Origin of the sequence: Lacihabitans lacunae (assembly GCF_042649125.1) — a bacterium.
GTDB classification, from domain to species: Bacteria; Bacteroidota; Bacteroidia; order Cytophagales; family Spirosomataceae; genus Leadbetterella; species Leadbetterella lacunae.
On record NZ_JBHRYQ010000001.1, the window covers coordinates 4,338,477 to 4,363,283 of the forward strand.

The 24,807-nt window shown below is 37.6% G+C and carries 9 protein-coding genes; 8 read left to right on the forward strand and 1 reads right to left on the reverse strand.

The features are described from left to right. Positions 1–7 precede the first annotated feature (7 nt). From ACFOOI_RS18630 to lpdA, 8 genes are all read left to right on the forward strand, one after another. A complete protein-coding gene (locus ACFOOI_RS18630) occupies positions 8–2,320 on the forward strand; it encodes a hypothetical protein (RefSeq protein ID WP_379839576.1) in 2,313 nt (770 codons plus the stop codon). A 350-nt stretch (positions 2,321–2,670) separates the two neighbouring features. Beyond that, positions 2,671–13,470, forward strand: a complete 10,800-nt coding sequence (locus tag ACFOOI_RS18635) for an SdrD B-like domain-containing protein (protein WP_379839577.1) — start codon at positions 2,671–2,673, stop codon at positions 13,468–13,470. Between the two features lie 145 nt (positions 13,471–13,615). Beyond that, positions 13,616–14,620 (forward strand): PorP/SprF family type IX secretion system membrane protein, encoded by a 1,005-nt coding sequence (locus tag ACFOOI_RS18640; RefSeq protein WP_379839578.1) that lies wholly within the window; start codon positions 13,616–13,618, stop codon positions 14,618–14,620. 37 nt (positions 14,621–14,657) lie between these two features. Further along, positions 14,658–17,198, forward strand: a complete 2,541-nt coding sequence (locus ACFOOI_RS18645; RefSeq protein ID WP_379839579.1) for an OmpA family protein — start codon at positions 14,658–14,660, stop codon at positions 17,196–17,198. A gap of 54 nt (positions 17,199–17,252) precedes the next feature. Then, entirely contained in the window at positions 17,253–18,146 is an 894-nt protein-coding gene (locus tag ACFOOI_RS18650; RefSeq protein WP_379839580.1) for a type IX secretion system membrane protein PorP/SprF, read from the forward strand. A 273-nt stretch (positions 18,147–18,419) separates the two neighbouring features. After that, entirely contained in the window at positions 18,420–21,191 is a 2,772-nt protein-coding gene (locus ACFOOI_RS18655) for a 2-oxoglutarate dehydrogenase E1 component (protein ID WP_379839581.1), read from the forward strand. Positions 21,192–21,201: 10 nt separating this feature from the next. Further along, on the forward strand, positions 21,202–22,716 hold the full coding sequence (gene odhB / locus ACFOOI_RS18660) for a 2-oxoglutarate dehydrogenase complex dihydrolipoyllysine-residue succinyltransferase (protein WP_379839582.1): 1,515 nt from the start codon (positions 21,202–21,204) through the stop codon (positions 22,714–22,716). A gap of 82 nt (positions 22,717–22,798) precedes the next feature. Beyond that, entirely contained in the window at positions 22,799–24,199 is a 1,401-nt protein-coding gene (lpdA, locus tag ACFOOI_RS18665; RefSeq protein WP_379839583.1) for a dihydrolipoyl dehydrogenase, read from the forward strand. Between the two features lie 69 nt (positions 24,200–24,268). Here the strand turns inward: lpdA and ACFOOI_RS18670 are convergent, their stop codons facing one another. Next, positions 24,269–24,664 (reverse strand): Dabb family protein, encoded by a 396-nt coding sequence (locus ACFOOI_RS18670; protein ID WP_379839584.1) that lies wholly within the window; start codon positions 24,662–24,664, stop codon positions 24,269–24,271. Positions 24,665–24,807: the final 143 nt, after the last annotated feature.

Below are 24,807 nucleotides of genomic sequence, written 5' to 3' on the forward strand. Positions count from 1 at the left end.
AATACATATGCAGATTCCAAAAAAGCAGTACGTAATCTTATTATTGGTTCTAATTACGATCGGTTTTCAGTCGAAAGCTCAGCGATATTATGGGGTAACAGAAACCACGTATGGTCAAAATAGACTTCAAACCAAACGGATTGACTGGAAAACTATTAAAAGCAATAACTTCGAATTTAACTTCTATAGAGGCGGCGAAGAGTTAGCGAAAAAAGCTGCGAGGAAAGCAGAATCTGAGTATCTCAGAATTACCGAAACACTAGGATATACGCCTTTTTCGGTAATGAAATTATTTATTTTTAATAATCCGGAAGACGTCAAACAAAGCAATATCGGCCTTACTTCTCCAACAGACCTAGACGGAGGTATCCTGAACCTTTCAAAAGCCCGAGTGGAATTAGCTTACAATAAAAACGATTCTCTTTTTGAAAAACAGTTAATCAAAGAAATTACCACTTTGTTTGTTTATGACATGCTCTATGGTGGAAGTTTGAAAGAAGCCGTACAGAGTCAGTTATTGCTAATGGTGCCCGATTGGTATATCAAAGGAATATCGGCATATATAGCCGAGCCAAACAATTCGGCGAGGTTTTATGATTTTAAAGCGGCTATAATTGCAAATGAAAAAACTAAAATTTCACATCTAAAAGACGAGGAGTCTGAATTAATAGGGCAGTCAATCTGGCATTACATTGCCTTAAAGTACGGCCGAGACAATATTTCTAATATTTTGAACTTGACGCGTATTATAAGAAACGAGCAGTCGAGTATCACGAGTACGTTGGGGGTATCATACAATAGGTTTTTAAAGGAATGGAAGGCGTTTTATGTCAATAACGCAGCTGAGGAAACCACCCAAGAAACTTCACCTGCATTGGAAGAGAAGAATGTGGCAGAAGTTCCCCTTAAGTCAAAAATGAAGGACTTGAGGCCGGGAGAGGTGGATACTGATTTTTATGAATTTGATGGTGCAAGCGTGCTTAAATATCAAGAGCAAATAGCTTTGGAGGGAATTTCGGAAAAAGAAAGCGTGTACCAGAAAGACGTTAAGTTTTCAAGACTTACCGAAGAGTTAAAACTAGGGCCTACTAAAGCGTATCAAAACCTCTTGGTTTCAAATGAAATAAAGAAAGAAATACTGATAGATCCGGTTAGAAAGTTTGGGATTGGGGCCGAAATGATACTTAATGATTTATTAGAAAATCACGTGATAAGTATTGGAGGCTATGTAAAACCTTCCACTCCTTTCTTTAAAAACTACGATTATCATGTAGAATATGCCAACTTTAGCAAAAAGGTGGACTTTAAGTTGAGGTTTGATAGAAGGTCCGTAAATTTTGAAAGTATCGACAAAACCAATGACTTCTTGTTTAGGCCTTTAAATGTTTTTCCGCTTGATAATACTAACGCTACTTTAATCTCTAGAAGGGTATTTATGCAAAAGATATCGGCATCTGCTGCTTATCCGCTAAGTCCCAATTTAAGAGTAGAATTTAAGCCGTTTTATACCAAAACTACAGATATAGAATACGAGGTTCCGGGAAGAGACAATATCAGTAACTCATATTTGAGTGGACAATTTAACTTGGTTTTCGACAATACCGTTTTTACTTCTAAACAAGTGCAGCAGGGCACAAAAGTGTTGCTTAGTTACGATAGGAATATGGCGATATCTAACCCCGATAAAAACTTCAAAACCTTAAACATAGACGCCAGGCACTATCAAAAAATAGTGAAAGGTTTGTCGTTTGCTGGGCGTTTTAATTTGGGTAGATCTATGGGCAACTCTCCAAAATATTCGTTTTTAGGAGGCGTAGAAAACTGGATAAATCGGAGCATATATCCTGCACAGGGTTTACTCCCTGGTACCGAAGGGGACTTTCAAGACATATTGTTTTACAACTTCCCTGGAAACCTTAGAGGCTTCGATTATGCAAGGCTATTTGGCAGTAATTATATTTTAACGAATCTTGAGCTTCGCACCTCTCTTTCTGAATATTTCCCTAAAAGTTCACTAACTAGCTCATTTCTTAGAAATCTACAGTTTGTATTGTTTAGCGATATCGGTACTGCCTGGAACGGTAATAAGGGGCCATTTAGCAAACAAAACAGTTTAAATACCATACTAATTGGAACTGATCAAAGAAGCCCATTTTTCGCAGAGGTTACTAATTTCAAGAATCCGTTTCTTCAAGGATTTGGAGTTGGTCTTAGAACCAACATTTTGGGGCTTTACGTAAAAGGTGATTATGCTTGGGGCAGAGAAGATAAGCAATTTAACAAGCCAATGCTTCACCTTTCTTTCGGTACCGATTTCTAATTAAAATGCCTTTTTTTGATTTAAAAAACCTCGGAGCAACGCTTCGAGGTTTTTCGTTTATGGGACCCACTCTAAAACGTGGCATAGTTTTAGTGTAATACTAATTGCACCTTTTAATAATAGATTTTCATGCATGGGTTATCAATGCCAAAAGTTTATTGTGCGGATAGAAAATTTTGTTAGTTGCTCATAATCAGAGTGTTAAATTGAAATTAGTGTCGATGAATATTTTTAAGTCATTAAAAGTACCATTGGCATAGTTTTGGATTAATATATATTGATTGAACTGCTATAAGAAATTTTTCAAAAAAAAAACAACCAGTTCAGATTTCAATTAATAATAATTCGATATGGATAAAATATTTACATCCAGTAGCATTTTTAACTCACTCAAATTGGCCATTGCGGTTGTTTTGAAGGTGGTGGTGAAGTCTAATTTGAATTTATTTCCAAATCAGAGCACCAATAAAAATGATTACAACACAACTGACTTAAACAACAAACGTTCGGTTAAGGTATTGTATTTCAATATGTTACCTACTGTTCGGAACCTTGATTTCCTTTTAAAATTAAAAACAATTAGTATGAAAATGCTTTCCTTTCTGTCAATTTTAATAAGCTTCGTTACGACGCTCATTAAAGGCTTAGGCATGACGATGGAGAAACTTTCCTTTGAAGTTATTCCTGTAAACAACTTTTTTATTCAAAAAAACAAAAAAGCAAATTTCTTGCTTTTGTTTTTGTTTATTTTGAGTTCATCTTTTGCAAGTGCTGCTGAAGTAGATCTAGCTCTAAGTCAGACAGTTAGCTCAGGAAACTTTAAAATAGGTGACCCTGTAACGTATACCGTTAAACTTACTAACCAAGGAAATACCACAGCCACTAATATTGTAGTTGAGGATATTGTTCCGATTGGTGGTTTGACTTCAATAGTAGGGACTTCGGCTTCCGGATCTTGGACAATGAATCCAGTTTCTGGAATCGGAACTTGGACTGTGCCAACACTAGCAGGCGGTCAAGAAGTTATTTTAACTGTTACAGGAAATATTATTGAAAGAGGCGTTTATTTTAATATTGCAACAATTAAATCAAGCCCAGATACAGACATTGATTCTGTTCCGGGAAATTATACATTATCTGAAGACGATGCTGCCACTTCATGTTTTACGGTTCCATTATTATGGTACGTAGGAGATGAGTACTTGGTAGAAATTCCAAGTATGTTTACTACAGGTACGGGAATCGTTTGGTATAGAGACGGGGTAGAGATTACACCAACCACTCAAGAGGCAACGGTCAATCCTGATTATTCATTATCAATTAAAGGAATTGGTTCTTATACATTTTCTACTACACTAACTACTTGCCCGGCTACGGGCTGTTGTGCTATATTGGTAGAGCAAGGCCCTATCTTCGATTTGGCTTTAAGAAAATCATCAGTTGCATCGGTTGTTGTAGCGGGTGGTCAAGTAACATATAATATCGAAATTTTTAACCAAGGAAATCAAACTGCTAAAAGTATTCAAGTTGCAGACTACGTTCCTACGGGCTTAACATTATCTGATCCAAAATGGACAGTGGCTTCTGGGATTGCCACATTGGTAAATCCAATTGATTCGTTAGCGGCAGGAAAAGATAGTACTATTACCATTACTTTTAATGTTTCACCTTCTATAACTGGTAATATTACTAACGGTGCAGAAATTAGTTCGGCAAAAGGACCGAATGGCGAAGATATATTAGATGAAGATTCAACACCAGATAGTAATCCACTAAACGACGGAGTATCTATTGACGATGAAATTACTCAAAACGGTAAAAATGGAGGTGATGAAGATGATAGCGATTTTGCTACCGTTACTGTGACTGCAGCTCCTGTTTTTGACTTAGCTTTAAGAAAAACAACATCTACAACTGGCCCATTATATCCAGGTTCGATGGTTACATTTAAAATAGATGTATTTAACCAAGGTACCATGATGGCTACCAACGTTAAGATTTCGGACTATGTGCCGACTGGTCTTACCCTTGCAGATGCTAACTGGACCATGGTTGGAAATAGAGCTGAGACTAATAATCCGAACTTTACCATTCTTGCAGGAAACGCAATACCGCTTACTATCACTTTTAAAGTGAATGATAATTTTGAAGGTACTGCCATAACTAACTCAGCTGAGATAAGTGCAGCAAAAGGTCCATCTGGCGAAACAGTAACAGACATCGATTCATATTTTGATACAAACCCATTAAACGATGGTGTTGCTATAAATGATGTAATCAATCAAAATGGCAAAACGGGCGGAGATGAAGATGATTCAGACTTCTCTACTATCACCATTACACCACTTGGTAGTATTGGTAATTTTGTGTTTGCTGATTTAAATCAAAATGGAATTCAAGACCCAACTGAATTAGGAATAAACGCAGTAGTGGTTACTTTAGAAAAAACAGACGGCACGATACTTAAATATACCAACACAGATGCAAACGGAAAGTATACTTTCACTGGTTTGCTTCCAGGAAACTACGTGGTTGGTTTTGGTAAGCCTGCAGGTTATACAGCTACTATAGCTAACCAAGGGTTAGATAGTTTAGACAGTGACGCAGATGTTCTTACTGGAAAATCGCCAGTAATTACTTTAGCCTCTGGCCAAAACAATATGACCATCGACGCTGGTTTTTATATTCAGACTTGTGCTGATATTAGTTCAGTGTTGGCTGCTTCAGGAGATATTTGTTCGGGAGACTCTACAAATATTTCGGCAATTTCTTCAAACGGTGCTGCTATAAAATGGTATTTAGTACCATCGGGCGGCACAGCACTTACTACCACTAACAGTGGAAGTAACTTCTTGGTTTATCCTACTACTACTACCGTTTATTATGCTCAGTTAAGCGTGATACCAAGCGGATGTTCTACTACAAGAACTCCTTTGGCAGTTGTGGTAAACCAAAGACCACTTAATCCTTCATGTGGAAATGTCATAGAAATATGTATTGGTGAAAAAGCAAACTTAAATGATCATATTATAAATGGAATTACCACTCCAGGTGGTACTTTCGAATGGCATACTACTGCAAACCCAAGCTCACCATTGGTTTCTAATCCTTTGGCGGTTGGTGCTGGCAAATATTATTTATTTGAAAAATCAGGTGCAGGTTGTTTCAGTAATCCAACTGTTGCTACAATAGTAGAGAAAGCTTGTGATAAAATAATTGACCTTTCCTTGTTGAAAACTGCAAACAAGCGTACAGTTAATATCAATGATATAATTACATATACATTATTGATAAACAATGCAGGACCAGATGCGGCAACAAATGTTCAGATAAAAGATATTTTACCTGCAGGTTTATTGTTTGTGTCAAGCAGTGACATGACGCACTTGTCAAGTGTATTAACCAAAACTATTCCTACTATAGCTGCTGGTCAAACCATTACATTGACATATTTGGCTAAAGCAATTTCGGCTGGTACAATTATAAACGTAGCTGAAATTATAGCCGCTGATCAAAAAGATTCAGACTCTACTCCAGGAAATGGTTTATTAACAAATGAAGATGACGACGATGACGAAATAGTAAATGTGGTTACACCAAACCCAATTGCTGACTTAAGCATTAAAAAACTTGCAAGTAATAGCACGCCAAACAGAAACGACAATATAGTATACACCATCAGTGTATCAAATGCAGGACCTAACATCGCTACAAATGTAGAAGTTAGAGATATATTACCTGAAGGTTTAACCCTTGTTTCAACTTCTGGTGCTGATCAAATCATAACCAAAGGAGATACTGTAATTGCAATCTATAACTCTATTCCTGTGAACTCTGAGCTTGATTTTACAATCACAGCCAAAGTAACCGGAACAGGTTCACTTTCTAACAGAGCAGAAATTACGAAATCAGATCAATTAGATCCGGATTCAACTCCAAATGCAGGTTCTAACGAAGATGATGACGCTACAAATACTATAACTATTATAGAACCTTGTAATCCTACTACTCCAATTATCGCCACAGCCACTCCATTTATATGTAGCGGAGAAAGTGCTACTTTGAGTGCTGTAGGTTGTAACGGAACTATTTCTTGGTCAAATGGGATGACAGGTAACATGATTACCGTTAGCCCAACTGCCAATACCTTATATAATGCTACATGTAAAGTTGGTATTTGTGAAAGCCCAATATCAAATAACATTCAAATAGTTATAAACGCTATTGCTCCTCCTACAATCGCTTCGTCATCGCCAACAGTTTGTGCGGGCGGATCTGTAACACTTACAGCTACAGGTTGTACAGGAACAGTAACTTGGTCAAATGCAGTAATCGGTGCTTCTATCGAAGTGGTTCCTGCATCGCCTTCAAGCAGCTACACAGCTACTTGTAAGCAGTTGACATGTACAAGTGGAAACTCTAACACTGTAACAGTAACTACTACAGGTGCTCCAACTGCTCCTAGTATTACAGCAAACAAAACATCAATTTGTGCTGGTGAATCAGTTGTATTAACAGCAAATGGTTGTGCTGGAACTGTAAATTGGTCAAATAGCCAAACTGGTGCTAGTATCACGGTATCGCCAGTAGCTACTTCTAATTATACAGCTACTTGTTCTACAGGTTCATGTATGAGCCCAATATCTAATATGATAACTGTAAATGTTGGTTCACTTTCAGCTCCAACTATTACAGCATCTAACGAAAATACATGTGGTGGAGAGCCAGTAACATTAACGGTAGGAAATTGTACTTCAGGTATACTTTGGTCTAACAATCAAACTACTGCTTCTATTACAGTTACGCCAACAGCTACGACTACATATTCAGTAACATGTGGAACTGGAACTTGTGCTGGTACTGCATCTAAAGCAATTAACGTAGGAGGCTTAGGTCAAACCCCAACCTTAACTGCTTCTAAAACATCAATATGTGTTGGTGACTCAGTAACCTTTACCGCTACTAGCTGTTCAGGTACATTGACATGGTCATTAACTTCAAATACTACAACTGTATTAGGAACCGGAAATACATTAAAAGTAAAACCTATTACCACTACTTCGTATACCGCAACATGTGCTACAGGTACCGGTTGTAAAGGATATGCTACAATAAGTGCTACGGTGGCAGCTCAACCAATAGCTCCAGTAGTAACTAGTAATAAGCAAAGCATTTGTGCAAAAGATACAATTGTATTAACAGCCTTTAACTGTGAGGGTGTGGTGAATTGGTCAAATGGTGTTACGGGTTCTTCAATTACCGTATATCCTATAGCTACTACAACCTATACAGCTACTTGTACTGTAAATGGTTGTGTTAGTCCGGGTTCAATTCCAACTACAATTACAGTGACAACGCAAACGCCAATAATAACGGCCTCTGCTAACGAGGTTTGTGCAGGTGGCTCTGTAACCTTAACAGCTTCGGCTTGTACGGGAGGAACTTTGTTGTGGAGCACGGGAGAAACTACCTCTTCTATTACCAAAACTATCAATGAGCCTACTACATATAAGGTAACTTGTACAGCTTCTGGTTGTGTGGGTGAGGCATCTAAAGCCATTGGTGTAGGTAACGGTCAAACACCGGTAATTGCGGCTACAAAAAATAACCTTTGTGCAGGAGAAAGTACAACGCTTTCAGTAACAAACTGTACAGGAGCAATATTATGGAGCACAGGCTCTACGCTTAACACCATAACTGTCTCGCCTTTAGCTACTACAGCATATTCTATCTCTTGTGGAGATGGCTCTTGTAAAGCTAATGGTAGTATTTCTATCAATGTAAATGCGGTAGAAAAACCAATAGTTGCAGCTTCAAAAAGCACGATTTGTGCAGGTCAAAGTACTGATCTTACAGTTTCGGGTTGTTCAGGTGGAATCACTTGGAGCAATGGAGCTACATCGGCTACTATTACGGTAAGCCCTTCGGCTACTAAATACTTCTCAGTAAGTTGTGGTTCAGGAGCATGTGTAGGAAAAGATAGCGTAAACATAATTGTTAGTCCATTAGCGAGTCCGACTATTGCTGCCAACAGGACTTCACTATGTGCTGCTGGGGATGTAATATTTACAGCTACAGGTTGTACTGGAACTGTTAACTGGTCTAACGGAAAAACTGGAGCTTCAATGACAGCTACAGTTGCTCAAAACACCACGTTTACTGCTACTTGTGACAATGGAACATGTACGAGTACAAACTCAAATAGCATTAATGTTACGGTAGGAGCTATACCAGCACCAACTATTACTTCAAACGGAACAGCAGTTTGTAATGGGTCAAATGTTACCCTAACCGCTTCGAATTGTGCTACAGGAAACGTACTTTGGTCTAATGGAATGACAGGAACACAGATTAATGTGTCACCTGTGGTTGCTACTGATTACACTGCGGTTTGTAGATCAAATGATGAGAACTGCCAAAGCACTAATTCAAATATTATAAATATTAAAACATCAGGATTGCCAGATGCTCCAACTATTACATGTAGTGCGAGTCGAATCTGTCAAGGAGATTCATTGACATTAACAGGAATCGGATGTGCTGGTACTGTGGTTTGGCATTTTGACAACACTACGGCTACAGGAAATACATTGATTATTAAGCCAAATGTAACTACAGTTTACACGGCAACATGTAAGGTAGGAGCTTGTGAAAGTATTTCATCTGGTGCTGCCACTATTACGGTTGGAAAACCAATAGCACCAATAGTAACTTGTAACCAGCCTACTATTTGTTCAGGTTCTTCTACTACAATTGAAGCAGCCGGTTGCGTGGGTACAGTTAAGTGGTCAAATGGAATGGAAGGATCTGTGATTACAGTTTCTCCAACGGTTTTAACTACCTATTCAGCTATATGTGATGCTGGTAGATGTCAAAGTGATAATTCAAATTCTGTTTCTGTCGTAATTACAGGAAATGGAATTACTGCTCCAAAAGTGTCTGACTTAACCAACGTTTGTCCACTGACAAGTGTTGACTTAACTACTTCGGTTACTAGTCAACCTACTCAAGGTGGTTCGTTTGTCTTCAGAACTGGAAATTCGCCTACTTCACCAATAGTAGCTACGCCTACAAATATTACCACTTCGGGTACATTCTATGTATTTGAATCTGCAGGAACTGGATGCTTTAGCCCAGGCACTAAGATCAATGTGGGAATTGTAAGTTGTGAGCCAACGGTTGACTGTAGCTTATCACCTGCTACTGCTTATGCTGGTAAAGACACAACATTGTGTTTAAATCAAAACTTCATTGCCCTAAACGGAAATATAGGCGGATCGGCAACAAGTTCTAAATGGACAACTTCAGGTGCTGGTACTTTTGAAAACTCACTTAGTCCAATTACTAAATATTACTTTGCTCAATCGGATATAGTTGGTGGAACAGTAACACTTACACTTACCACAAATGACCCTGATAACGGTGGCCCTTGTACTGCGGCAACTTCAAAAATCGTGGTAAACGTAAATGGAGTTAAAACCAGACCAGTGGTTACTGCTTCTAAATCGCCAATCATTTGTTTGGGAGACTCAGTTACTTTAACTGCTAGTCCAGAAGGAGCATATACATACTTATGGAGCAATGGAAAAACTACGAAGAGTATAGTAGTGAAAACTCCAGGTATCTATACAGTTAAGTTTATAAATACAAACGGGTGTTCTTCTTTACCATCAGAAGATATGACGGTAAATACTAACACTTCTATAGTAGCACCTACAGTAATAGCTTCAGCAGCTAATACTTGCCCGGCCACTACAGTAGATCTAAATACGAAAGTTACGAGCACGCCAAGTACACAAGGTGGAGCCTTTGAATTCAGAACATCGGATTCTATTACATCGCCAATGCTTGCTACTACCAATGCCGTAACGGGTGGTACATACTATGTATTTGAGAAAACAATAACAGGATGTTACAGCCCAAGTGCAGCCATAAATGTTACAATTGATAATTGTAATGTTCAAACAGGCGATGCAGACATACAAGTAAGCATAACTGCTAACAAAACCAGCGTAGTGAAAGGTGACACCGTGGTGTATACCATCATTGTGAAAAACAATGGACCTTCTACTGCTACAAATGTTAAAATTAGCAACAAACTTCCAAGTGGCTTAGAAATAGTAGGTAGCACACCAGGACTTAACCTTGTAGATGGAAACTTAGAAGCAATCATTCCTAGCTTAGCGATTGGTGCTACTAAAACATATGTTTACACGGCTAAGTTGATTGAAGCCGGATTAGTGGCTAACGTTATCGATAAAGTTTCGGCTGATCAAAACGACCCTGTTACAAGTAACAACACGTCAAAAGTAGAAATAGAATGTTCTACTTGTCAGGCATCTTGTATAGCTACTGCTCTAAAAGCAGATACATTAAGACAAGCAAACGGAAGTTTCAATATTAAGTTTACAGCACTTATTAAGAACTGTGGAAACATAGACTTAACAGGAGTTGAACTTGAAAATGATTTAGCTTCGATGTTCCCTACGCCATCTACGTTTACTGTGGTTCAAAAACCTACTCCAAACGCAACTAGTGGTTTAGTAGGAAACGATAGCTACAACGGTTCTTCTGATATTTCGATATTAAATAAATTAACGAGTGTATTAGCACACGGTAAAACAGATACTGTAGTTTATGTGATAAATCTAATTCCTAACGGAAAAGAAGGTCCATTCTCTACAAATGCAATTGCAAAAGGACTTGGATACTCAGTTGAGTTTGATAGAACACTTTCTGTGTCAGATGTGTCTAACAACGGTAGCGTAGTAGTAAAAGACAACGCAGATCCAACGGTGGTTAAGCTTTACAAATCTCCAAGTATAGCATTGTCTCTTGCAGTGAAAGATACAGTGAAACTTGCAAACGGAAGCTATGACATCAAGTTCCAGGCGACAGTTTTAAACAACGGCTCATTAGACCTTGCAGGTGTAGTTATTAGCGATACGCTTTCTAAGTACTTCAGAAGCCCAGCTTCATATACAGTGAAAACGTCTCCATCTAAAAACACAGGAAGTGCATTGGTTGTGAACCCAGCCTTTAATGGCTCTTCTGATCCTAACTTGACATTAATCGGAGGTTCGCTAGCTGTAGGTAAGAAAGACACGATTTGCTTCACTATCAATCTAGTACCAGAAACAGTTACACAGTTTGAAAATCAAGCAATAGTAAAAGCAACAGGTACACTTGCCAATGGTGACCCAGAAGTTGTAACTGATATTTCAAATTCAGGTTATAACCCAAGTTTACCAGGAAGCAGCCCTACGCAGCTGATCCTTGGAACTACCGGAGAGGCTTCTGTTATCAATACATGTGTAGGAGTAGCATTAAGTGTTTCTAATAAAGTAAAAGAAAACGACGGTTCATTTACCATAACTTATCAGGCAATCTTGAAAAACTGTGGTAATCTAGCCTTGTCAAGCGTGTCACTTTGCGATACCTTATCAAATACCTTCAACAGCCCAACTACTGTAAAAGTAGTAGGAGCACCTACCGTAGGAGTTGGAAGTACATTGGTGCCAATGGCTAATTATGACGGAGTTACCAATACATGTCTACTTGACTCTACCCTTAGTAAGCTTGCTTCTGATAAGGTAGATACAGTAAGGTGGCAGTTGAATATATTGCCGAATAGCAATAACGGACCATTTAAAAACAATGTTACTGTGACTTCTAAGAGTCCAAGTGGTCAAATAGTGACGGATATTTCGAATGACGGAATTAACCCAAGTGCTGAAGGAAGTGTACCTACTATTCTTAACTTCAATGACAACATTAAAGATGAGAGTATCGGTCTTGCAAAGCAATTGGTTGGTATCACACCAGTTCCTAATAAATCGAAGGTGTTTGATGTAGAATTCAAATTTGTAATCAAAAACTTTGGTATTGTTCCTTTCCCTAAGGTAGAGTTGTTAGATAACCTTTCACATACCTTCGGAAATAAAGTAATGATTGATTCGGTTTACATCAAGAGTGCAGATGCCGGTTTGGTTGCAAATGCGAACTATACAGGTAAAGGTGACTTGATTAATATCTTAGTTGATAGTTTGAGTTCACTACCGGTTAATACCACTAGAAGTATTGGTATAGTAGCACGAGTAGATTTAAATTCAGCAGATACTTTGGTTTACGAAAACATCGCGATGGCGGTTGGACATATCGAAAACGGTACAGTTTCATCTGTTGACGATGCCTCTAACTCAGGCTTAAATCCTGATGAAGATCAAGACGGTACACCAGCGAATGATTCGAAGCCTACAGTAATTGACTTTACTGGTTTGTTAGACATCACACCAAATACGCCTATCGGTGTTGCGAAAGCAATAACAGATACAGTAAGTAGTGCAGATGGAAGTTACTTAGTGACATACACCGTAATAGTTAAAAACTTTGGACAAACTGAGTTAACTAAAGTTCAGTTAGTAGAAGATCTTGCAGATGTATTTAGCAATAAAACACAATTTGCATTGATAACTGCACCAACAGTCAACACAGGAGCAACTTTAAAAGTTAACCCAGACTTTGACGGTGATACTGACAAGAACATGTTAATTGATTCAGTAAGTACATTGGCGGCAGGGCAATCTGATACCTTAGTATTTAAAGTGAAAGTAGCGAACAACGATTTAGATGCTCAAACGTATAAAAACATAATAACGGCCACTGCTTATGCTGACACTGTAATGTTTACAGACAAGTCAACAGAAGGTATGAATCCGGATAAGAATGTAGATGGTAATCCAGGAAATGACAATGTTTCTACAGACATTACTATAGCTCCTGCTAAAGAAGATACCTCTGCCTTTGAAGTGTTAATTACGAATGGTATTTCGCCAGATGGTAACTCGAGCAATGATGTGTTAGTCATTAAGGATAAAAATAACACGGACGGTGCAAACGGTTCATTCTCAGAAGCTGATAATATCACGGTTTACATCTATAACAGATGGGGACATATGGTTTATCAATCTGAAAACTACGTGAAAGACTTTGAAGCAGGTAAAGGATGGGATGCTACATCTAACTTAGGTGTACGTCTTGAGAAAGATAAATATGTATCGAATGGTACTTACTATTATGTGATTGCAAGTACAAACACTAGATTGTTTGGAGGTAAGCCAGTAATAGGATATATAACAGTTCAGAGATAAAAAATGATTGGGGGTAGATTTATTTACCCCCGATTAAATATTATATAGAAAAATTTTTACATTTGTTAAATAGTTGTTATTCAGTAATATGTAGTAGCAATTATTAAAGTCAGGTTTCAGGAAAAATTGAATTATAAATAAAAAAATGATGAAAAACTTTATTTCAATCAAAGTTAAGGCTTTGCTTATTGCAGGTCTGTGTTTTTCAAACATTGGTACTTTATTCGCACAACAAGAGGTAATGTATTCCCAATACATGTTTAATACCTTAGCTATAAACCCAGCTTATGCCGGTAGTCGCGATGTATTAAGTTTGACAGCTTTAGGTAGGTATCAGTGGCTTGAAAGAAATATTCCTGGCTCACCCACCACATATTCATTTACCTTGGATATGCCCATCAAAAACGAAAAAATGGGACTAGGCTTAATCGCTTATAACGATGCCATCGGTGTGGCTAACAATACAGGTCTAAATCTTGCTTATTCGTACAGGTTTAAACTTGGGGCCAAAACTACCATGTCACTAGGTTTACAACCAACAGTTACGAACGTAAGTTTAGCTCTCTCTCAGGTGAAGAACCTTATTGATTTAAACGACCAAGTTTTTATTGGTGGAGATCAGAATAAATTCTTATTCAATGCCGGCCTGGGTATGTTTATTTCAAATGATAAAAGTTATTTCGGATTCTCAGTTCCTCAATTATTGGAGCAAAAAATTGACCCAAATAGCGTTTCTTCTACTATCAAACGTCACTATTTTGCTATGATGGGCTTTGTGATTGGAAAAGGGAATTTTAAAATCAAGCCTTCTACCATGTTGAGATACACAAATGGTTCGCCTTTAGGTGTAGATGGAAACATCAACTTCTGGTTTAAAGACAAAATCTCTTTTGGTATTTCGGGAAGAAAATCTCAAACTGTACTATCAGGAAGAGACAATATAGACGCCGTGGTAGGTATGTTTGAGTTGCAGTTAACCCCTCAAATTAGAGTTGGATATGCGTATGACTATAATAACAACCGATTAAATACTTCAGCAGAAAACTCGAAGATATACAATAAGTTAGTTGGCACTCCTACACACGAATGGTTATTGAGATATGAATTTGGATACGGTAAATCTAAGATCTTGACGCCAAGATACTTCTAATTTACCTTTTCCCCACAAAAAGTAAAAATTTACAATTATGATTGTCAGGTTAAAAAGAAAAATTTCGTTTATGGCGTTGGCTTTACTGCTGTCTTTTATGGCATCAGCACAGAGCACATTGCTAAAAACTGCCGAGCATCATTTTGAAAATCTTAGTTTTGTTAAAGCTATCGATGCTTACGAGCAGGCTTTAGGCAAAAAAGGACTTTCGGATGTTGAGCAATTTACAGCCAGGAAAAATCTTGCTGAAAGTTATCTGAAAATAAAAGATGCTCAAAATGCAGAAAGGATTTACAGAGAGCTAGTTTCTAATACAAGCGATTTTACAGGAGAAAACGCAAGCGTTTTATTGAAATATGCTCAAACTTTAGCCAGTAATGCAAAATATAAGGAGTCGCAAGAGCAGTATCAAAAATACATGTCTATAGTAGAGTCTGATCCAAGAGCTAAAGGGTTCTCAAAGCTATATAATGACGTTTCTATTTTGTCAAAAAATGCAGCTTGTTATAAAGTTGATTACCTTTCGATAAATACCACAGCGGCTGATTTTAGTCCAACGTATTATCAAAATGGGTTAATTTTTGTTTCTAACAGAAGAAATACCTCAGGAGTAAGAAGAGTATTTACTTGGAACAACACTCCGTTTTTAGATTTATATCATTTAGACGACTTAGCATATTTGACTTCTTCTGAAGCTGGTCTTGGTGGAGGTGGTTCAAGTTCTAAAAACAGGAAGAAAAGTGGAGGTGAAGTAGGTTCAGATGAGTATACAGCACCTACAGCCAACGACTCAAGAACTATCGGAAGCTATGGTGGAAAAAACATTTCTTCGGGTTTAGGATACGCAGACAAGCCATTGACTGAAAGTGATAGAATGGGTGGGTCAATAAACTCTAAATATCACGAAGGACCAGCCGCATTTTTTAAAGATGGCTCTAAAGTTATTTTCACAAGAAATAACATAAGTAGCAGCGGTGTAGCTAAGAAAAGTGCTGACGGTATAGTTAAACTTAAAATGTATATCGGCGAAGCCAAAAAAGATAGTTGGGGGAATATCGTAGAACTTCCGTTTAACTCAAACGAATACTCTACTGGTCACCCTGCATTATCACCTGATGAATCTTTGCTATATTTTGCTTCAGACATGCCAGGTGGTTATGGCGGAACTGATATTTATGTAACCCGTTATGACGGAAATGCATGGTCAGCACCTATCAACTTAGGAAAAGAAATTAATACAAAAGGAAACGAAATGTTCCCGTATATAGACGACAAAGGAAACCTTTATTTCTCTTCTGACGGTCACCCAGGCCTAGGAGAACTTGATATTTTCTTTACTCAACTTGACGGAGTTACTCAAAAAGGAAGAATCATAAACATTGGTGCTCCTTTAAACTCAAGCAAAGACGATTTCGGTATTGTAACAGATGGCTTACGTAAAAGTGGGTATTTCAGTTCAAACAGAAAAAGAGGTGGAAATGACGACGATATCTACAAATTTGATAGAGAGTGCGAAATAAAAGAAGGTTGTGAATTGCTTTTGGCAGTTTACGATGCTGAAACCAAAATGCCACTTGATAATACGCCAGTTTCGTATGTAGACGAAGACGGAAACAATATAGAACTAAACACAGATGGCGAAGGAAATATTTTGATTGATAACATCGCCATTGATCATGAATATGTTTTTAAAACTGTTAGAGAAGGATATAGCAATAGCACGGTAAGTTTTTCTACAGACGAATGCGACAACGAACCGTCTAGACTAGAGATTCCACTTGAAAGACCAAAAGAAGCTAAGGTAGAAGAAACCGTTACTTCTATTGGAGGAAAGGATGGGTCGGATAGTTCAACTTCTTTAGATCCTAATGATCCAAACTACTCTGAAGCTACAGGTAAAAATGGATATGCTGACGGGCAAAATTCTGACTCGAAGCTGAAAGGCAAAACATGCGTAATCAGAGGTAAAGTTAAAACTCAATCTGATAAAGCTGCTGTGAAAGGAGTGTTGGTTTCACTTAGAAACAGTTGTGATGGAAGTGTGATTACTACCTACTCTGATGCAAATGGTAATTTTGAGTTTACTGCCGTAGAAGGCTGTGACTATAGCTTAGAAGGCAAAAAAGAAAACATGGCTTCTAAAGCAAAGTCTGTTAAGAAACTTAATTGTAACACCGCCTCAAGCATCGATTCTGATATTTTGATGTTCTCTACAGGCGATATCGTTCAAGTTGATAACATCTATTTTGATTATGGAAAATGTAACCTTCGCTCTGATGCAAGACTAGAACTTGATAAATTGGTTAAGCTTATGAGAGAGTATCCTAAAATGAAAATTGAATTAGGTGCTCACACCGATAGCAGAAGTTCGGATGCATTTAATATGAAGATATCTGAAGGTAGAGCAAAAGCATCGGCTGACTATTTATTTAAAAGAGGCATAAGCCGCACCCGCGTTACCTACAAAGGATATGGCGAAACAATGCTTGTTAATAAATGTGCCGACGGCGTGCAATGTTCGGAGCAAGAGCATCAGCAAAACCGTAGAACTGAAATAAAAATCCTTCAAATGGATTGATAAAAATATATAAAACCTAAATTGGCCGTTTAAGAAATTAAACGGTCTTTTTTTATGTCAAAATTAAGAAATACCCTATTGCTGCTTTTAGTTTTTTATAAAGCTCAAGCTCAATTTGGACTCACTAGTCAATATCAATTTAATTACCTTTCCATTAATCCGGCTTTTGCAGGTGAAAACGGATTGTTTTCTGTAAAAGGAGTCTTGGGGAATCAATTTAATGGTACGCTTGTGCCTAACCAAGTTTCCCAAGTGGCGGCTATCGATGGGCAACTCTATAACAACAGCGGTTTGGCATTTCAAGGATTTAGAAATAACCTTGGAAACTTAATATCTACAGGTTTTGGCTTTAGCTATAGCAAAGGAATGGAACTTGGAGATGTTTTGGTAAAATATGGTGTTGACTTAGGCACAACAGTTCAGCCAAACTTGCTCACTATTCAAGGCAGTCAGCGTTTATCTCCTTTTGCTGGTCTTGGAGGCTTAGTAGACTACAAAGGTGTTTATTTGGGTATTTCTAAGCCTATGTTGGTTTCCTCAAAGCGAATCACAGAGGCTAAGCCTATTTATTTTAATTTAGGTTTTTATCACGATATCGACAATCTGTTTTCATTCAATATTAATACCTTATTTAGTTACGATGCCGTTTCTAAAAAACAAAATACCGACCTTAATTTAAAAGTATGGTTAAACAAAAGATTAGGCGTAAGTGCGGCTTTAAGAAACCATAATATTTACAATGCTTTTGAGAAGAGTAAATGGGTTATTCCTGCTATCGAATATAAGTTTACCGAAGGGTTTCAAGTTGGCTTAAGTTATAATAATAATCCGCTTAAATCTAGTGTGCCTACACAGACAGAAATTAAAACTAATGGTGTTTTCCTATTGACTTTTAGGTACCTAAGTACATCTTCGGACAATGACAGTAGATTTTTTAACAAATTATAAGTTATATTTTTCTTTAAAAAAATGAGAATATAAATATTTAGACAACTGTCTAATTAATTGTGTAAATTTTATGATGCAATTCGGTTCAAAATCTTGTAAATATTCAATAAATGGAAATAATAGGGTCATTATTTATAAATAAAACACAACAATTTTGCTAGTTAAAAATAAATCTATTTAGTTAGCAACAAAATACCGCTACCTAGGTATTTTAAGTAGTTAAGAAAAACAATTTGTAACAATATATCCAAAGCGATATCATATATACAACCAATGGATCAGTTTTCATTTATTGCCAATGCAGATGTGGCAGCCATAGAGTCTTTATACTCTCAATATCTTCAAAATCCAGATTCGGTAGACGCTAGTTGGCAAAATTTCTTTAAAGGTTTTGAGTTTTCAAAAGTTTGGAACTCTGACGAAGCCCCAAGTGCCTCAAATGCAGGTGGTGTGGATAAAAATCATGTACTAAAAGAAATCGAGGTGGTGCACTTCATTAGAGGTATGCGTGCTCGTGGGCATATGATTTCTACCATAGATCCGCTTTTCCCAATCAGAAAGTACAATCCAAATCTAGAACTAAAAGATTTTAATCTTTCTGACAGCGATTTAGATACCGTTTTCGAGGCAGGTATTGAGGTTTTTGGCAAACCCGCAAAACTTAGAGATATAGATTCTGCTTTAAGAACTATATACGGAGGTAAAATTGGTTTTGAATATCAATATATTAGAGATAGAAAAATAAAATCTTGGTTTAGAAAAAAACTTGAAACTGAGTATTTGAACTTCAAACCTTCTTTAGATTCTAAAAAGAGAATTTTAAAGAAATTAAATCAAGCAGTAGCTTTCGAAAATTTCCTTCATACCAAATTTTTGGGAAAGAAAAGATTCTCTCTTGAAGGAGGAGAATCAACTATTCCGGGTTTAGATGCGGCCATACTTAGAGGGGCTGACTTAGGAGTAGAAGAGGTAATAATTGGAATGGCACACCGTGGTAGACTAAACGTGCTTACAAACATTCTTCAAAAACCATACGATCAGGTATTTAACGAGTTTGAAGAAAACGTTCCTACGCTTGAATTTAGCGATGGTGACGTAAAATATCACATGGGGTACTCTAGTCAAATAGAAACGCCTAACGGCAAAAGAGTTTCTATGAAACTAATGGCCAATCCTTCGCATCTTGAAACTGTAGACCCTGTGGTTTTAGGATATGCGAGAGCTCGTGCTGACGCTCACTTCGAAAGTGAAGGTGTTAAGCCAAATGATTTCGATGATATTTATGACAAAATCCTTCCTATCATTATTCATGGCGATGCCTCATTGGCTGGCCAAGGAATTGTATATGAAGTAACACAAATGTCAAACCTGCCGGGTTATTATGTAGGTGGAGCTATTCACTTTATAATAAATAATCAGATAGGTTTTACTACAGACAATCAAGATTCTAGATCAAGTTTATATTGTTCAGACGTAGCGAAGATTTTAGACACGCCTATATTCCACGTGAACGGCGATGATCCTGAAGCGGTAGTTTATGCGATGCAGCTTGCAATTGAATTCAGACAAGAATTTAACAGAGACGTATTTGTAGACATGATTTGCTACAGAAAACATGGGCACAACGAAGCAGATGAGCCTAGGTTTACACAGCCAGCCATGTACAAAATCATAAATGAGCACCCTTCGGTTAGAGAGATTTATATCGAAAAACTAAAATCAAGAGGTGATATAGATGAAAAATTGGCAAAACAAATCAAAAGTGATTTTGATGATAACCTTCAGGGTATTCTAGCAAAGGTGAAACAAAATCAACTGCCGTATCAGCTTCCTAAACTTGAGAGGGATTGGGCAAAGTTGAGACGATCTATGGTTTCTGATTTTGAGCATTCGCCAAAAACAGGCTTATCCGCTCAGGCTATACAAGCAGTTGGAAATGCATTATCTTCAATTCCTGTTGGTTTTACACCTATTAAGCAAATAGAGAAAGTATTAGAAGAGAGAAAATCGATTTTTGCTGGTGAAAAGCCATTTAACTGGGCTGCTGCAGAGTTATTAGCATTTGGTTCTGTTTTAAATGAAGGACTTTGTGTTCGTATGACCGGTCAAGATGTGCAGCGAGGAACATTCTCTCACAGACATGCCGTTTTACACGATATCAATACATACCAAAAATACAATAACCTTCAGCACATTTCGAGCAGCCAAGGCAAATTCGAGATTTACAACAGTTTCTTGTCCGAGTATGCGGTTATGGGCTTTGAGTATGGTTATGCCATGGCCAATCCTAACGCATTGGTTATTTGGGAAGCACAGTTCGGTGATTTTGCCAACGGTGCTCAAATCATGATTGACCAATTTATTGTAGCTGCCGAATCAAAATGGAACACCATGAACGGCTTAGTATTGTTGCTTCCTCATGGATATGAAGGTCAAGGTCCTGAGCACTCAAACGCTCGCCCAGAAAGATTTCTACAGCTAGCCGGTGAATACAACATGTATGTTTGTAATTGTACTTCACCAGCTAACTTCTTCCATATGTTAAGAAGACAACTTGCACTTCCGTTTAGAAAACCATGTGTACATATGTCGCCAAAGTCTATGCTCAGACATCCAATGGCTATTTCTAATATCGAAGAATTTAGTGAAAATACATCATTTAGAGAAATAATTATCGACGAAAAAGCGAATCCTAAGAAAGTTCGTAAGGTATTACTTTGCTCTGGAAAGGTGTACTATGATTTAGAAAAGAAAAAAATAGAAGAGAATAGAGAAGACGTAGCTATCATTAGAGTGGAGCAACTTCATCCTTTCCCTAAAAATCAACTAGAGGCTGAACTAGCTAAATTCCCAGATGCTGAAAAGATTTGGGTACAAGAAGAGCCTCTAAATATGGGTTATTGGTCATTTATAATCAGAGAATTCCCTGTTGGAATAGACGATGTCATTTCTAGAAAAGTGAGTGCATCGCCGGCTACGGGTTATACTAAAAACCATAATGCCATTCAGAATAAAATTATTGAGAAAGCATTCCAAATGAACTAAAATAAAGAACATGGTAATTGAAATGAAAGTACCTTCAGTGGGTGAATCGGTAACAGAGGTTACAATAGCCGCTTGGGTAAAAAAAGACGGGGATTTTGTAAAAATGGATGAGGTTATTTGCGAACTAGAGTCTGACAAAGCCACATTTGAACTTCCAGCTGAAGCGGATGGTATCTTAAGAATCATTGGAAAAGAAGGAGAAACCTTAGCTATTGGTGCTCCAATATGTAAAATAGAACCTTCTGCCGGTGCCGAAAAAAGCCCAGAAGTAAAACAAGAAGAGCCTAAAAAAGAAGCTGCTTCTGCAAGCACTCCTGTGGAAGTTGTAGAAGTTACAGTTCCTACAGTAGGAGAGTCTATTACAGAAGTGACTATTTCTAGCTGGATAAAAAAAGACGGTGACCAAGTAAACATGGATGAGATTATCTGTGAACTGGAGTCTGATAAAGCTACTTTCGAACTTCCTTCGCCTAAGGCGGGTATTTTGAAAATTATTGCAGCCGAAGGAAGCACTGTTGCTATTGGAGGCAAAATCGCGAGTTTAACCATAGGTGGTACTGCTCCAGCTGCTGCTGCACCGGCAGCTACTCCTGCTGCGGATGCTGCACCTCCAGCTGCTTCAGGAAACTATGCATCAGGTCATCCTTCTCCTGCTGCTGCAAAAGTTTTAGCTGAAAAAGGAATTTCTCCTGATGCAGTTTCTGGAACTGGCGTTGGCGGTAGAATTACCAAAGAAGATGCAATGTCAGCAAACAAAACTGCTGCACCAGCAGCACCTGCTTCTGCACCAGTAGCGGCTGCCGCACCAAGTGTAGCAACTGGAGCGAGAAACTCTCGTAGAGAAAAAATGTCTTCGCTTAGAAAGACAATCGCCAAAAGATTGGTGGCTGTTAAAAACGAAACAGCAATGCTTACCACATTTAATGAGGTAGACATGAAGCCAATTATGGATTTGCGTAAACAATACAAAGATAAGTTCAAAGATATTCACGGTGTAGGCTTAGGCTTTATGTCATTCTTCACCAAAGCGTGTGCTATTGCTTTACAGGAGTTTCCAGTCGTAAATTCATTTATTGATGGTGAGGAAATTGTCTATAATGACTTCTCGGATATTGCAATTGCGGTTTCTGCTCCAAAAGGTTTGGTAGTGCCAGTTATTAGAAGTGCTGAGAAATTATCTTTTGCAGAAATAGAAGCAGAAGTAGTGAGATTAGCCTTAAAAGCACGAGGAAATAAATTGACCTTGGAAGAAATGACAGGAGGTACATTTACAATCACCAATGGTGGTATTTTTGGTTCAATGTTATCAACGCCTATTATCAATGCTCCTCAGTCTGCTATTCTGGGTATGCACAATATCGTAGAAAGACCAGTTGCTATTAACGGTTCGGTTGAGATTAGACCTATTATGTATTTGGCCTTGTCTTATGATCACAGAACCATAGATGGTAAAGATTCAGTGAGTTTCTTAGTAAGAGTAAAACAGCTTTTAGAAGATCCAATGAGGATGTTATTAGAAGTATAGAAATATTAAAGGCATCTTTTAGATGCCTTTGTTTTAATAATTAAGTCATAAGTTCGTTTTAAAATCGAAAAAAAATAATATTATGCAATACGATGTAATAGTGATAGGTTCAGGTCCAGGAGGGTATGTTTCAGCCATTAGGTGTTCGCAATTAGGTATGAAAACCGCACTTGTAGAAAAATACAATGCACTAGGAGGAACATGTCTAAACGTAGGTTGTATTCCTTCAAAGGCTCTTTTAGATTCTTCGGAGCATTATTATAATGCCACACACCATTTTGAAGAGCACGGTATAGCTACAGGAAAAGTAAAGGCTGACCTACAAAAGATGATAGATAGAAAAGCAGGTGTAGTTAAAAAAATGAACGACGGGATTAATTTTTTAATGAAAAAAAACAAAATCGATGTTGTGAATGGATTTGGCTCATTTGTAGATAAAAATACAGTATCTGTTAAGAAAGAAGATGGTTCGGATGTTTCTATTACAAGTAAAAATATCATCATAGCTACAGGTTCTAAGCCAACGATCCTTCCATTTATGAATTTTGATGGAGAGCGAATTATAACTTCTACAGAAGCGTTGAAATTGCCAGAGTTGCCAAAACACCTAATTGTGATTGGTGCAGGAGTAATAGGTGCTGAGTTAGGGTCAGTTTATGCTCGTTTGGGTTCTAAAGTTACGTTTGTAGAGTTTGCCGATGGCATGATTCCGACTATGGACAAAACCATGGGGAAAGAACTTTTGAAGTCAATTAAAAAATTAGGAGCAGATTTTCATTTCAATACCAAAGTCTCATTAATTGAAAACTTAGGAAAAGAAGTAAAAGTAACGGCGGAAGACAAAGACGGCAAGCCAGTTGAAATTAAAGGAGATTATTGTTTGGTTAGTATTGGAAGAAGACCATATGTAGATAACCTTAACCTTGAAGCTGTTGGAGTAGCTACCGAAAGAGGAAAAGTTTTGGTCGATGAGCACACTCTTCAGACAAACATACCTGGCATTTATGCCATAGGCGATGTGATCAGAGGTGCTATGCTTGCACACAAAGCGGAGGAAGAAGGTGTTTTTGTGGCAGAAACTATTGCAGGTCAAAAACCGCATATTAACTATAACCTCATACCAGGGGTAGTTTACACATGGCCAGAAGTAGCCGCAGTAGGTAAAACTGAAGAAGAATTAAAAGCAGCAGGTGTTGCATACAAATCGGGTAGTTTCCCATTCAAAGCTTTGGGTAGAGCAACTGCTAGTGGAGACACAGACGGTTTGGTTAAAGTACTCTCTGACAAAGCTACAGACGAGATATTAGGGGTTCATATGATAGGTGCTAGAGCTGCCGATATGATAGGGGAGGCAGTTACAGCTATGGAGTTCAGAGCATCTGCAGAAGATATCTCAAGAATATCACATGCTCACCCTACTTATTTGGAAGCAATGAAAGAAGCATGCTTGGCAGCTACTGATAATAGAGCCATTCATTCTTAAGGTTTTCAGATTAAGAAGGACATAAAAAAAGCGGCTTAAGCCGCTTTTTTTATGATTAGTATGTTTGCTTTACTTTATTTCAGCAAGAATAACCAATTCGTTTTTAACCACATCTTTTTGATCTTGGTTAAAAGATTTAAAAGCATCACTTTCTTTAAATTTCGTTATCTCTTCTTCAGTTGTAAAAGTTAAGTAATGCATTACATCATAATTTTCGTTTACATCCGATGTGAAGCCACCTGAGTAGTTTAAAATTTCGGGACTTTGTTTCTTTAGAGATTTAAAGTTATTCAAATGTTGATTCTTAGCGGTTTCGCTAAGTCCATCATTGAATTTGTAACAAATAACCATTTGTTTTTTCGCAGGTCTTGGGCCAATCGCCATGCTTCCCAAAAATATTACCCCCATAAAAGTGCCAAATAGTGCAGCAGGTAATAAATATTTTAATATACTTTTTCTTGACATTGTATTTTCGTTTTAAGAATTATCTTTTGTTTCTTGTTGCAAAGGTACAAATTATAGTCCAAAAAATTGTATTAAATTTATATTATAATGTACTGAAAGTATAATTTTGATTATATTGCAGAATATAATTCTGTGTATAGTCT

Bases quoted from the DNA above. Each gene is read 5' to 3' on its own strand.
- ACFOOI_RS18630 (WP_379839576.1), top strand. From the start codon at position 8: ATGCAGATTCCAAAAAAGCAGTACGTAATCTTATTATTGGTTCTAATT.
- ACFOOI_RS18635 (WP_379839577.1), top strand. From the start codon at position 2,671: ATGGATAAAATATTTACATCCAGTAGCATTTTTAACTCACTCAAATTG.
- ACFOOI_RS18640 (WP_379839578.1), top strand. From the start codon at position 13,616: ATGATGAAAAACTTTATTTCAATCAAAGTTAAGGCTTTGCTTATTGCA.
- ACFOOI_RS18645 (WP_379839579.1), top strand. From the start codon at position 14,658: ATGATTGTCAGGTTAAAAAGAAAAATTTCGTTTATGGCGTTGGCTTTA.
- ACFOOI_RS18650 (WP_379839580.1), top strand. From the start codon at position 17,253: ATGTCAAAATTAAGAAATACCCTATTGCTGCTTTTAGTTTTTTATAAA.
- ACFOOI_RS18655 (WP_379839581.1), top strand. From the start codon at position 18,420: ATGGATCAGTTTTCATTTATTGCCAATGCAGATGTGGCAGCCATAGAG.
- odhB (WP_379839582.1), top strand. From the start codon at position 21,202: ATGGTAATTGAAATGAAAGTACCTTCAGTGGGTGAATCGGTAACAGAG.
- lpdA (WP_379839583.1), top strand. From the start codon at position 22,799: ATGCAATACGATGTAATAGTGATAGGTTCAGGTCCAGGAGGGTATGTT.
- ACFOOI_RS18670 (WP_379839584.1), bottom strand. From the start codon at position 24,664: ATGTCAAGAAAAAGTATATTAAAATATTTATTACCTGCTGCACTATTT.